The organism is Bacillus sp. 2B09 (assembly GCF_003946835.1).
Classification (GTDB): domain Bacteria; phylum Bacillota; class Bacilli; order Bacillales; family Bacillaceae; genus Bacillus; species Bacillus altitudinis.
Genome location: NZ_RPSG01000004.1, coordinates 189,045 through 202,118, shown reverse-complemented (window position 1 = coordinate 202,118; position 13,074 = coordinate 189,045). Strand labels below are relative to the sequence as shown.

The 13,074-nt window shown below is 42.2% G+C and carries 14 protein-coding genes; 12 read left to right on the top strand and 2 right to left on the bottom strand.

Going from position 1 to position 13,074, the window contains the following annotated elements; translation table 11 throughout:
• Positions 1-170: 170 nt before the first annotated feature.
• Positions 171-614 carry a YslB family protein gene (locus tag EBQ12_RS10510; RefSeq protein WP_008345974.1) on the bottom strand — a complete coding sequence of 148 codons (444 nt, stop codon included), beginning with the start codon at positions 612-614 and terminating at the stop codon, positions 171-173.
• A gap of 283 nt (positions 615-897) precedes the next feature.
• On the opposite strand from EBQ12_RS10510, the gene EBQ12_RS10505 reads away from it, so the two are divergent.
• From EBQ12_RS10505 to EBQ12_RS10485, 5 genes are all read left to right on the top strand, one after another.
• Positions 898-1,506, top strand: a complete 609-nt coding sequence (locus EBQ12_RS10505; RefSeq protein ID WP_007501622.1) for a succinate dehydrogenase cytochrome b558 subunit — start codon at positions 898-900, stop codon at positions 1,504-1,506.
• Between the two features lie 37 nt (positions 1,507-1,543).
• Positions 1,544-3,304: a succinate dehydrogenase flavoprotein subunit gene (sdhA, locus tag EBQ12_RS10500; protein ID WP_007501620.1), complete on the top strand. Its 1,761-nt coding sequence runs from the start codon at positions 1,544-1,546 to the stop codon at positions 3,302-3,304.
• Between the two features lies 1 nt (position 3,305).
• Positions 3,306-4,070 carry a succinate dehydrogenase iron-sulfur subunit gene (sdhB, locus tag EBQ12_RS10495; RefSeq protein WP_008345969.1) on the top strand — a complete coding sequence of 255 codons (765 nt, stop codon included), beginning with the start codon at positions 3,306-3,308 and terminating at the stop codon, positions 4,068-4,070.
• 122 nt (positions 4,071-4,192) lie between these two features.
• Complete coding sequence (locus tag EBQ12_RS10490; RefSeq protein ID WP_073413707.1) at positions 4,193-4,651, top strand: acyl-CoA thioesterase; 459 nt, start codon at positions 4,193-4,195, stop codon at positions 4,649-4,651.
• Between the two features lie 71 nt (positions 4,652-4,722).
• Positions 4,723-5,439, top strand: coding sequence for a biotin--[acetyl-CoA-carboxylase] ligase (locus tag EBQ12_RS10485; RefSeq protein WP_125589921.1), 717 nt, complete (start codon positions 4,723-4,725; stop codon positions 5,437-5,439).
• Between the two features lie 143 nt (positions 5,440-5,582).
• On the opposite strand, the gene EBQ12_RS10480 is transcribed toward EBQ12_RS10485, so the two are convergent.
• On the bottom strand, positions 5,583-6,713 hold the full coding sequence (locus tag EBQ12_RS10480; protein ID WP_125589919.1) for a 2-methylaconitate cis-trans isomerase PrpF family protein: 1,131 nt from the start codon (positions 6,711-6,713) through the stop codon (positions 5,583-5,585).
• A 135-nt stretch (positions 6,714-6,848) separates the two neighbouring features.
• Here EBQ12_RS10480 and EBQ12_RS10475 point away from each other — a divergent pair, with 135 nt between their 5' ends.
• From EBQ12_RS10475 to rph, 7 genes are all read left to right on the top strand, one after another.
• Positions 6,849-7,709: a LysR family transcriptional regulator gene (locus tag EBQ12_RS10475; RefSeq protein ID WP_007501609.1), complete on the top strand. Its 861-nt coding sequence runs from the start codon at positions 6,849-6,851 to the stop codon at positions 7,707-7,709.
• Positions 7,710-7,864: 155 nt separating this feature from the next.
• A complete protein-coding gene (locus tag EBQ12_RS10470) occupies positions 7,865-9,181 on the top strand; it encodes a CitMHS family transporter (protein ID WP_024718630.1) in 1,317 nt (438 codons plus the stop codon).
• Between the two features lie 206 nt (positions 9,182-9,387).
• Positions 9,388-9,612, top strand: coding sequence for a spore germination transcription factor GerE (gene gerE / locus EBQ12_RS10465; protein WP_003184172.1), 225 nt, complete (start codon positions 9,388-9,390; stop codon positions 9,610-9,612).
• A 149-nt stretch (positions 9,613-9,761) separates the two neighbouring features.
• Positions 9,762-10,202, top strand: a complete 441-nt coding sequence (locus EBQ12_RS10460; RefSeq protein ID WP_007501606.1) for a MarR family winged helix-turn-helix transcriptional regulator — start codon at positions 9,762-9,764, stop codon at positions 10,200-10,202.
• Between the two features lie 7 nt (positions 10,203-10,209).
• On the top strand, positions 10,210-11,028 hold the full coding sequence (gene racE / locus EBQ12_RS10455) for a glutamate racemase (RefSeq protein ID WP_089374140.1): 819 nt from the start codon (positions 10,210-10,212) through the stop codon (positions 11,026-11,028).
• A gap of 101 nt (positions 11,029-11,129) precedes the next feature.
• Positions 11,130-12,191 (top strand): GerMN domain-containing protein, encoded by a 1,062-nt coding sequence (locus EBQ12_RS10450; RefSeq protein ID WP_125589917.1) that lies wholly within the window; start codon positions 11,130-11,132, stop codon positions 12,189-12,191.
• Between the two features lie 151 nt (positions 12,192-12,342).
• Complete coding sequence (rph, locus tag EBQ12_RS10445; RefSeq protein ID WP_024718627.1) at positions 12,343-13,071, top strand: ribonuclease PH; 729 nt, start codon at positions 12,343-12,345, stop codon at positions 13,069-13,071.
• The last annotated feature ends 3 nt before the right edge of the window (positions 13,072-13,074 follow it).

Genomic DNA, 13,074 nt, shown 5'->3' with positions numbered 1-13,074 from the left:
TCAACAATCTGAAAGGTGTATCCCATGAAAGGATACACCTCTTTTTTATATTGGAAATCATCAGCATATGAAGAAAGAAAAACATGCGTAAACCGGTACGCCAACTGTGCTATGATAGAAGGGTATATAAAAAAGGCGTGACACGAAGTCATCGCCTTTCATAAACAGTGTTAGCTAGGGTCTCTTAAATCCCATTTAACGGTTAAAATGACTTTATCAGCACGCTTTTTTACTTGTTCATAGGATTCAGCCACGTGCTCATTGAGAAGCTGAATCTGTTCAGCGATAAAACCTGCTTCCATTTGAAAGCATGGCTCCTTTTGGTAGCTGAGTCGATTCGATACAAGTGGACCTTCGAGCTCAAACTCAATTTCCTGTTTTTTAGAATGGACCATCGTGAGAGTTCCCCATCCGGCATCATGGAAAAATTCGGGGATCTTTTCCCATGACTCTTGAGGAAATTTACGAGCAAGCAGTTTACCCGCAAAATACATCATAGATGAATGATCCTGACCAAGAATGTCAGGCAGCAGAACTTCGCGTATCAGCTCGTAGGCAAATCCATTGACTTCAATTTCTTTTAGCTGTTCTAAGTTAGATTCGAATTTATTCATTGTATGGCTCCCCTCTTTCAACAATTTATTATAGCTTATGTGGGCATATGATGACAGAGTTTTCCCTGAAGTCTAAGAAATTCTTATTGTAGTAAAACGAATTTTGATTTAAAACTTTTAAATTTCGGAAAATTTTAATTTATGTACGCGGTTTCTTGACGCTTTTTTGACATAGGAGTAAAATGAAATTGTCAATAAATTTGAATAAAGTGCTTACAATTGAAAGAAGCGGGGGTAAGACAATTTTCAAGCAATTGCACTTTTTTTACTAGGGGGTAAAGTAATGTCGGGGAACAAAGAATTTTTTTATCGGAGATTGCATTCTTTGCTTGGCGTCATTCCGGTCGGTCTATTTTTAGTACAGCACTTAGTGATTAACCACTTTGCGACGAATGGACCAGAGGCGTTTAACAAAGCTGCACACTTTATGGAACAGCTTCCATTCAGATATGCACTTGAGCTGTTCGTGATTTTCTTACCACTGATCTATCATGCTGTTTATGGGGTGTACATAGCCTTTACGGCACAAAACAACACGTCTCGCTTCAGTTACTTAAGAAACTGGTTGTTCAGACTGCAACGGATTACAGGTATCATCACATTGATTTTTGTCACTTGGCACGTATGGGAAACACGCATTCAAGCGCAGCTTGGAGCTGAAGTAAACTATGACATGATGGCGAATATTTTAAGCTCTCCATTTATGCTAGGTTTCTATATTGTCGGTGTTTTATCTACTATTTTCCACTTTGCTAATGGCTTGTGGTCATTTGCTGTCAGCTGGGGAATTACAGTTTCACCACGCTCACAAAGAATCTCCACATATGTGACATTAGGTATATTTATAGCGCTTTCATATGTAGGGCTAAGAGCAATTTTCGCTTTTGTTTAAGAGGAAATAGATTAGTAGAAGAGGGAGAGGGGCTACAATGAGTAATTCTAGCATCATCGTTGTCGGAGGCGGCTTAGCTGGTCTCATGGCAACTATCAAAGCAGCAGAAGCGGGAACAGCTGTTAAACTATTTTCAATCGTACCTGTGAAACGTTCGCATTCTGTTTGTGCACAGGGCGGAATTAACGGAGCGGTCAATACAAAAGGTGAAGGAGATTCACCTTATGAGCATTTTGATGACACGGTATATGGCGGAGACTTTTTAGCTAACCAGCCGCCAGTAAAGGCAATGTGTGAAGCAGCGCCGTCCATTATCCACTTACTTGATCGTATGGGTGTAATGTTTAACAGAACACCAGAAGGATTACTGGACTTCCGCCGTTTCGGGGGAACACAGCACCACCGTACAGCATTTGCTGGTGCGACAACAGGTCAGCAGTTATTATATGCACTAGATGAGCAGGTTCGCCGCTATGAAGTAGCAGGGCTTGTGACGAAATATGAAGGCTGGGAATTCCTTGGCGCTGTCTTAGATGACGAGGAAGTATGCCGAGGCATTGTCGCACAGAACTTGACGACAATGGAAATCGAATCCTTCCGTTCAGATGCTGTCATCATGGCAACTGGCGGTCCTGGTATCGTATTCGGTAAATCAACGAACTCTATGATTAATACTGGATCAGCTGCATCGATCGTTTATCAGCAAGGTGCTCATTATGCTAATGGAGAATTCATTCAAATTCACCCAACAGCGATCCCAGGAGATGACAAGCTGCGTCTCATGAGTGAATCAGCTCGTGGTGAAGGTGGACGTGTTTGGACATACAAAGACGGAAAACCTTGGTACTTCTTAGAAGAAAAGTACCCAGCATACGGGAACCTTGTACCGCGTGACATTGCAACGCGTGAAATTTTCGACGTATGTGTGGAGCAAAAGCTTGGGATCAACGGAGAGAACATGGTATACCTAGATCTTTCTCACAAAGATCCAAAAGAGCTTGATATTAAGCTTGGCGGAATCATTGAAATCTATGAGAAATTCATGGGTGATGACCCGCGTAAGCTTCCGATGAAAATTTTCCCGGCTGTTCATTATTCAATGGGCGGATTATGGGTTGATTATGATCAAATGACGAATATCAAGGGCTTGTTTGCTGCAGGAGAATGTGATTACTCTATGCACGGCGGAAACAGACTTGGTGCAAACTCATTGCTTTCTGCGATTTACGGCGGAATGGTTGCTGGACCAAATGCTGTGAAATACATTAGCGGTCTTGAAAAGTCTGCAGAAGATTTATCATCTGCAACATTCGACAGTGCCGTGAAGAAAGAGCAGGAGAAATGGGACAACATCCTTAGCATGGATGGCACAGAAAATGCATATGTGCTTCATAAAGAGCTTGGAGAATGGATGACGGACAACGTTACAGTGGTTCGTTACAACGAGAAGCTCTTAAAAACAGATGAGAAGATTGAAGAACTGATGGAGCGCTATAAGCATATTAACATCAACGATACAGCTTCATGGAGCAACCAAGGCGCTGCCTTCACGCGTCAGCTTGACAACATGCTTCAGCTGGCACGTGTGATTACGATTGGGGCTTACAACCGGAATGAAAGCCGAGGCGCACACTATAAACCGGAATTCCCAGAAAGAAACGATGAAGAATTCCTAAAAACAACGATGGCTACGTTCAAAGGGAAAAACCAAAAACCTGCATTCCACTATGAGGACGTCGATGTATCGTTAATTGCACCTCGTAAACGAGATTACTCGAAGAAAAAGGTGGAGAAATAAGATGAGTGAAAAAAATACGATTCAATTTATTATCACACGTCAAGATACAGCAGATGGCAAGCCTTATGATGAGGAATTCGAAATCCCTTACCGTCCGAATATGAACGTCATTTCCGCACTCATGGAAATCAGACGTAACCCGGTCAATAAAAAAGGTGAAAAAACAACGGCTATTAACTGGGACATGAACTGTCTTGAAGAAGTATGCGGCGCTTGTTCCATGGTCATTAATGGAACGCCTCGCCAGTCATGTACAGCACTAATTGACAAGCTAGAGCAGCCGATTCGTCTTCAGCCGATGAAAACTTTCCCGGTTGTGAGAGACTTGCAGGTTGATCGAAGCCGTATGTTCAATTCATTGAAAAAAGTCAAAGCATGGGTGCCGATCGATGGCACATATGATCTTGGACCTGGACCAAGAATGCCTGAGAAAAAGCGTCAATGGGCGTATGAGCTTTCAAAGTGTATGACATGTGGTGTCTGCCTTGAAGCTTGTCCAAACGTGAATGATAAGTCTTCCTTTATGGGCCCTGCACCGCTTTCACAAGTTCGTCTATTTAACGCACATCCGACAGGTGCAATGAATAAGTCTGACCGTTTAGAAGAAATTATGGGTGATGGCGGTCTTGCAAACTGCGGGAACTCTCAAAACTGTGTGCAGGCTTGTCCGAAAGGAATCCCGCTCACAACATCAATTGCAGCACTTAACCGAGATACAACATTACAAGCTTTCCGTAACTTCTTCGGAAGCGATCACGCAGAATAACATCACATTCAGTCCTCCTTGCCAATCATGATGAGTGTTTACAAGAGGCTGGATGCAAAACATAACAAACGCCTCTTCCAATAAGGGAGAGGCGTTTTGTTTGCGAATAAGGAGTGGATCAAATGAGGCTGCCGTCATATATTGAAGAACCGTTTGATGAGTGGAGGGCATCGTTTCGATTTTATGTGGAAACAACCGTCCGTTTTTCAGAAACGGATATGTTTGGTCACATGAACAATGTCACCCCGTTTGTGTATTTTGAAGAGGCGCGGATTGCCTTCTTTCAAAAAACGGGAATTGTAGATAAACGAATGAAGCGTGCGCGAGAGACGATTACGGTCGTGGCAAACCTTCAATGTGATTACATTAAGCAAGTGGAGATCGGTGAGAGACTGCGAGTGTATGTAAAGCCAGAAAAGGTTGGATCAAGCTCTCTCATCCTTCATTATTTAGGAGAAAATGAACAGCAAGAACCGTGTTTTACAGGCTCAGTCACCATGGTGCAAATAAGTAAAGACACCGGTGCCCCTGTACCGTTTACAGAAGAGGAAAAAGAGACTTTTCAGGCCCAGCGACATTAAAGAATCACGGGTGAATGCTTCATTTTGTTATAATAAAAGAATCATAATGAAGAAGAAACAAAGGAGAGCACATGAAGATTTTTCAATACGACACCATTGATAGTACAAATAATGAAGCGAAAAGGCTTATTCAGCAAGGAGAAACCCCTTCATTTGCTGTATATGCCCGGCAGCAGACAGCGGGAAGAGGCAGGCTTGGCAGACCGTGGGAAACGCCTACAGGCAATGTGGCTGTCACGATGACAGTAAAACCGCCAGTAGATATCTCCACCCAATCAACGATTGCCCCGCTGACGGCACTCGCCATTTATGATGTACTCAAACCACTCATGAGAGTAGAGGATCAGCTGGCAATCAAATGGCCAAATGATCTATTGATTAATGAAGCGAAAGTATCTGGCACATTAATTGAAGCAGACCGCAGCGCCATTTACATCGGTGTGGGCATCAATGTAGAGACAAAGCCGGAGCACGTTCCGTATAAAACCGTTTGCCTATCAGAACTGACTGAGGTGAAAGCGGACCAGCTAGTGAAAGATTTGGCAGCGGCCTTTGAAAAATACCATGCACGCTGGCAAATGGAAGGATTTGAAGCCCTCACAGCCCTCTATAACAAACGATTATATCGGCTGAATCAACCGCTTCGTATTTCATTAGATCGTGAAAAGCAAACATGGCAGGAAGGGATTTGCTGTGGTGTGAACCGTTATGGTCATATTCAGTTAAAAGATGATCAAGGACATATAAAAGCCCATTCAGCAGGAGATATTGATGCACCGCCCAAGTAGACAATTTCTCGTTCGATGAGTGTGTAGACAAACCGTTGCATTCGATGTTAGAACGGAGTTGCTTTAAGATCTTCACACTGAAAAAAAGACAAAGAGCTAAAATCAGTTCATTTTAGCTCTTTGTCGACATGATGACGTCTCATTTATGCTTCTCTTTTTATTTGAGGTTGAACCATGTAGTCTTTTTTTGTAAAGACCACTCCATCTAGAATTTCTCTTGCGGTTCGAATGACTTTCACTCTGTTTTGTGAGATATCAATTTCAGTTTGCATAATACCAGCAGGATGACCAATTCGAAGTGTATCATCTTGACCTTGAAACAGCTGTGCCGGAAGCGTTTGATCCATGAAACAGCTGGCTGATACACAGACAGATCCGGTAATGGCAAGTGCTTGGTGCGGTCTTTGCATCGATAGCATCCGAACGATGATGTCCATATCTGCTGCTCTTCTCAATATTCCATTTGTATCTACATAATCAGCAGGCTCGCTAATAATTGCAAGCTTTGGAACAGCTGGAGACTGTAATGTGGCCAGTTCTTTTGGTGCAAAATGGCACATTTCAGCAGCGATGGAACGAATCTCTTCTAAATCATCCAGCAATTCGTCTGTAAACTCCTCAGGCAATTCAGTTCCTTTTAATTGAATATCTTTGGCACGGACAAAGGCGATTGGATTTGCAATGTCAACGATTGAGATCGGAATCTCTCCAAACTTTGTCTGGATCGTATCCATTTTGTTTCCAGTCGGAAAGGTTTTACCTGTGACAGCGCCTTCAGGTTTCTCAAAGGATAAATAAATGGGAGAACCTGTTCCTTTCACTCCTGGAATTTCTGCCTGTCCTTCAAATTTCACTTCTCCGTTCTCGACTTCTACCTCTGCCACAATGATTTTATTCGTGTTGGTATTCAGAATACGTACTGTTGTGACAGGCTCGACTGCTTGGACAAGTCCTTTAATGATGGCATACGGTCCAACTGCTGATGAGATATTCCCACAGTTTCCTTTAAAGTCGACAAATCTTTCATTGATGCTGACTTGTGCAAACGTATAGTTCACATCCACATCTGGACGAGTGGCTTTATCGATAATGGCCACCTTACTTGTTAAAGAATTACCGCCTCCGATTCCATCAACTTGCAGCCGGTCAGGGCTGCCCATAATGTCTAATAAAAATGCTTCGAGCTCATCGTGTACATATGGTGCATCATTGGCTTGGATGAAGACCCCTTTGCTTGTACCGCCTCGCATGATTGTGATTGGAACTTTTCTCATTGATCTCACCCTCAATTGTTTAGTTACTATTTATCTAATCAAAATGGTAAAGTATAATAAGAAATAAGTTAAATACATTATTTTAAGAGAAATCGATAAATTATTTTTATAACAAGGTCAAAAGGAGGGCACACAATGGATGAGAAAGATTGGCGGTTTTTAAAGGTGCTATATGAAGAGAAGAACATCACAAAAGCGGCAGAAAAATTATTTGTCTCGCAGCCTGCCTTAAGTTATCGATTGAAACAGCTTGAAGAGGAATTTGACATGAAGCTTTTCTTTAAAAGAAAACGAGGCATTGAATTTACATCAGAGGGCGAATATTTGGCTAAATACGCAAATGACATGCTCAAGCAGCTCCAGCAAACGAAAGATGGCATGCTCAATATGCAAAAAAAGGTCAAAGGAACGATCAGGTTAGGGGTGTCGAGTAACTTTGCTCAATATAAATTGCCGGAAATTTTAAGAGAGTTTTCTAAGCAGTATCCACATGTTCAATTTATGGTGAACACAGGATGGAGCACAAAAGTCATGGATTTATTAGGTACATCAAGTGTACATTTAGGGATTTTAAGAGGAGATTACGACTGGAATGGAGAGCGATTTTTGCTTGATAAAGAACGGCTTTGTATCATTTCAAAATCAGAAATACAGCTAAAGGATCTTCCTAAGCTGCCGCTCATTGACTATCACACGGATAGTTCATTAAAACGATTGATTAACAGATGGTGGCAGGAGACGTTCACGATGCCTCCGCTTGTGACAATGGAGACAGACAGGCAAGATACATCAAAAGAGATGGTGAAGCATGGTTTAGGTTATGCCATTGTCCCAGAAATTTGCCTCAGACCAAGTGATGAGCTATTTGTAAAAGGTCTTTCGTATAAAGATGGACAGCCTGTTTTAAGAGATACATGGCTCATGTACCAGCCAGATTCCCTTCATTTGTCTGTTGTGAAAGCATTTATTGAGTTTTTAAGAAGTCAGCAAGGCTAATTATAAAAAAAATTTATTGAATAGACGAAAAAATCGATATTTTCATTATAAAAAAAGCTATTATATCCTTGAAATAGAAAGCGCTAACATTTCGGGCCGCAAGTGCAAAAGGGGCGCTTGTGGATCGTGTAAAGAAGAGGATGGAGGGATATGAAGTGCTAGCTATTTTAGGGATCTTGATGGTCGTGACTTTTACATTTCTTATTATGACAAAACGTATGCATCCGGTGGTGGCTCTCACCGTTGTGCCAATCATCTTTGCATTAATCGGTGGATTTTACAGCGGATTAGGGGACATGATGCTTGATGGACTCAAGACCGTTGCACCATCTGCTGCTTTATTGTTATTTGCCATCTTATTTTTCGGTGTCATGCTGGATGCTGGATTGTTTGACCCATTGATCAAACTGATTTTACGTCTTGTGAAAGGCGATCCGGTCAAAATTGCTTTTGGGGTAGCGATTTTGTCTATGCTTGTTGCATTAGATGGTGATGGGACGACAACGTACATGATTACCGTATCAGCTATGTTGCCACTTTTCTTAAGAATTGGGATGAACCCACTGATTTTAGGGACGATTTCATTATTATCACTAGGCATTATGAGTGGAATGACGCCTTGGGGCGGTCCAGCTACTCGTGCGATTGCTGCACTTGGTTTAGATGCAGCGGAATTCTTCATTCCATTACTCCCGACGATGATAGGGGGCGGTCTTTTTATCCTTTTTACAGCGTATGTTCTTGGAAAAAAAGAACGGAAGCGCATTGGGGTAGCCGAGATTCAGTATAAAGAAGAGGTCTCGATCTCTCCTGAATTGGCGGCATCAATTGAAGATGGCGTAGCTGATATGAAGAGACCAAACTTGATTTGGGTCAACTTCTTCCTGACGATTGCTGTCATGGCCACACTTGTATTGGATATCGTACCGATTCCTGTACTCTTTCTCATTGGCTTTGTCATTGCGCTTATGATCAACTATCCAAAAGTTGAAGATCAGCGCGAGCGGATTTTATCGCATGCAGGAAATGCCTTAACGGTCATTACCCTTGTGTTTGCAGCAGGAATTTTCACAGGCATTTTTTCGGGAACAAAAATGGTGGAATCCATTGCTAACTTGGTCATTTACATGATTCCGGATTCATACAGCTCATTTTTTCCACTCATTGTCGCGTTGACGAGTATGCCATTTACATTTGTTCTTTCAAATGATGCTTATTATTTCGGGGTGCTGCCAATCTTAGCTGAAGCCGGCGCAGCTTACGGAATTGATCCAGTAGAAATTGCGCGCGCCTCTATTATCGGACAGCCTGTCCATTTGCTGAGTCCGCTTGTCGCTTCCACATTACTGCTTGTGAGTATGCTGAATAAAGATATTGGTGATTTGCAAAAGTACGCACTGCTATGGACCGTACTCACAGCCCTGTTTACAACACTAATTGCTCTTTTAACAGGAGCCATTTCGATATTTTAAAAGCTTGTTTGATAAAGGACGATGTCTCTATAGGGGACTCGTCCTTTTTTGTGCGGTTTGAAGGCGAGGAAATTGGACGCTGATCTGCGGGAATTCTCGATTTTAACGTCACCTACCTCAAGTACCCGGCATATGATATCTCGACTATACAGAATCCCATTCTATAGAGACTAGAGCTCTCACCTTAGCAAGGAGGGTTACAATACTTGAAGGAGAAAGAGTTTCAATCCAAGCCGCTATTAACCAAAAGAGAAAGAGAAGTATTCGAATTGCTCGTCCAAGATAAAACAACAAAAGAAATTGCAAGCGAGCTTTTTATTAGCGAAAAGACTGTTCGAAATCATATTTCGAATGCCATGCAAAAGCTAGGAGTTAAAGGTCGTTCACAGGCCGTAGTCGAGCTTCTGCGTATGGGTGAGCTAGAGCTCTAACGTCAGCCGGTTTTCCTTCCGCACCAGGGAGGAGCCGGTTATTTCTATATCGTTTCCATGAGTCTCTTCTTGCAATTTCTTTGAAAAACGAGGAAAATAGGAATGTACGTTTTAATCAAAGTGAGATGCTATAGTGAGGTATCAATGAAATGGAAACGAATGAGTCAGGCCATGTTGCAGAAATTGAAAAATCATTGCGCCATATTGCTGCAATCATTAAGCAAAAAGGTAGAGAAATTCTGAATCAATATACGATTACACCTCCCCAATTTGTAGGGCTTCAGTGGCTTTATGAATTCGGAGATATGACAATAGGTGAGCTATCACAAAAGATGTATTTGGCTTGCAGCACGACAACCGATTTAATTGATCGAATGGAAAAAAGTGAACTTGTTGAACGGGTGAAAGATCCGTCTGACCGCCGCGTGGTTCGCATTCATTTATTGCCTGAAGGTGAGCGGATCATTCAAGAAGTGATTGTCAAACGCCAAGAATACGTCAGCGAACTTCTAGGGGCTTTCTCAGAAGAAGAAGCCATCGTTTTCAACCAATCTTTAACGAAACTACAGCAGCAAATGAAAAGAAAATGAGGCGATTTTGTTGGATCAACCCATCGGCGTGATTGATTCCGGCGTAGGCGGTTTAACCGTTGCGAAGGAAATCATGAGACAACTGCCAAAAGAAAAAATTATTTATGTAGGCGACACAAAACGATGTCCATACGGCCCTCGAGCAGAAGAAGAGGTTCTTCAGTATACATGGGAAATGGCACACTACCTATTAAGACATCATCATATTAAAATGCTTGTCATTGCGTGTAATACTGCGACAGCGATAGCACTTGATGAAATTAAAGCAACACTTGATATCCCGGTCATTGGCGTGATCCAGCCCGGAGCCCGCACAGCGATCAAGGTCACAAACAATCAGCATATTGGCGTGATCGGCACTGCCAATACGATCAAAAGTGAAGCCTATAAAGAAGCACTGCTTTCTTTAAAAGCAGGACTAACTGTTCAAAGTCTGGCATGTCCAATGCTTGTGCCGTTTGTGGAAAGTGGTACGTTTTTAGATCATACAGCAGATGAAGTCGTAAAAGCTTCTCTTGAACCGATGAAAGAAACAGGCATTGATACGCTTATTCTTGGCTGCACACACTACCCGATTTTAAAAGAACCGATTCAGCGCTTTATGGGCAGTGGCGTCAACATCATTTCTTCAGGAGATGAGACAGCGAGAGAAGCGAGCACAATTCTTTCATATAAAGGGCTGTTAAATGATTCGAAGGAAGAGCCTGTTCATACTTTTTATACAACAGGGCAGCAGCAAAACTTTCAAAATATCGCTCAAGACTGGTTCGGCTACCTGCCAGGGAAGGTCGAAACGGTTTCGCTTGAACACGTATATCAGCAATAACCTACTTCTCATGGAAGTGGGTTATTTTTTTATGAAAAGGGTCTAATCCTCTGAGGGAGCTCGTATACATACTAGTACAAACCACTAGAGGAGGGTGAAGTATGCTGAAAAAAGGAACTACAGCAGCTGTTACGTGTATTGCGTCAGCCATGCTTTTATCAGGATGCGGATTGTTTCAAACAGACCAAGCGAAAACAGAGATTGATCCACCACAAAATGTCACGTTTGTGAAAGAAAATAAAGAAGAGAAACAAACAGCGAAAGAAGGAAAAGAAGAGAAGCAAGCAGATACCGTCATGAGAGAATTATATTTAATTGATAAAAATGGATATGTTGTCTCTCAATCCATTCCGCTGCCGAAAAACGAAGGAAGTGCGAAACAAACACTTGAATACCTCGTAGACGGGGGACCGATTTCTAACCTGATGCCAAATGGATTCAGAGCCGTGCTGCCGGCGGACACGAGCGTATCTGTCGATATTAAAGATGGCACTGCGGTTGTGGATTTCTCAAATGAATTCAAAAACTATAAAAAAGAAGACGAACAGCGCATTTTGCAATCAGTCACTTGGACATTAACGCAGTTTGATTCAGTAGCCAAAGTCAAATTAAAGATGAATGGCCATGAATTAAAAGAGATGCCTGTGAATGGGACACCGATCTCAGATGATTTAAGCAGAGAGGACGGCATTAATATTCAGCACGAGGCTGCGGCTGATATGACATCAACGAAGCCTGTGACCGTCTACTATTTAGCTGAATCTGATAAACAGACGTACTATGTCCCGGTGACCAAAAGAGCACCAAAAGACGATGATGATCCAATTACAGCAGCCATTGATGAGCTCGTCTCTGGGCCAAGCAAAACAAGCCAATTGCTGACAGACTTTGATCAAGATGTGAAGCTAAATGATGTCCCGAAAGTAAAAGACGGTCATGTGACCCTTGATTTCAATGAATCCATTTTTGGCAGTGCAGATGAAAAGAAAAAGGTCATTTCACAAAAAGTTCTTGATAGCATTGTGCTGACATTAACAGAGCTGCCAGATGTGAAAAGCGTGTCTGTGAAGGTAAACGGAAAGGCAGAGCTTGTGAACGAAAAAGGAGCAGAGCTCACAAAGCCAGTTTCAAGACCAGAACAAGTGAATACAGGTAGTTTTTAACGTCACACATTGATATAATGGAGAAAAAGAGGCATGCACATTCGCTGCCTCTTTTTTATTCCAAGCGATTAGAACGGATCGAGGTTGTCAAAGTTAATAGGAGAACCCCGCTGACACCCGCGCGGAATGTATATTGTAACGGAGGTAAAACATGAGATTAGATGAAAGACAATACGACGAATTAAGAAAAATTGAAATACAGGCAGGCTACATCACGCACCCAGAAGGCTCTGTCTTAATCTCAGCGGGAAATACGAAGGTGATTTGTAACGCATCGATCGAGGACCGCGTACCTCCTTTTTTAAGAGGAGAAGGAAAAGGCTGGATTACAGCAGAATATAGCATGCTTCCAAGAGCAACGGCTCAAAGAACGATAAGAGAATCATCTAAAGGAAAAGTCACAGGACGTACAATGGAGATCCAGCGTTTAATTGGACGAGCTCTGCGCGCAGTCGTTGACTTAGAAAAGCTTGGTGAACGCACCATTTGGATTGATTGTGATGTTATTCAAGCAGACGGTGGAACACGAACAGCTTCTATCACAGGTGCATTTGTGGCCATGACACTAGCGATTCAAAAGCTTCAATCAGCAGGCGTTTTGAAAGAAAATCCGATCACTGATTATTTAGCCGCAATATCCGTCGGAATTGATTCTAAACAGGGACTTCTGTTAGATTTAAATTATGAAGAAGATTCTTCAGCTGAAGTGGATATGAATGTCATCATGACAGGCGCTGGACGCTTTGTTGAACTTCAAGGTACTGGCGAAGAAGCGACATTCTCAAGAGAACAACTAAACGGACTGCTTGATTTAGCTGAAAAAGGCATCAAAGAATTAATTGAAAAGCAAAAAGCAGTGACAGGAGAAGTTATCGAATAAAGA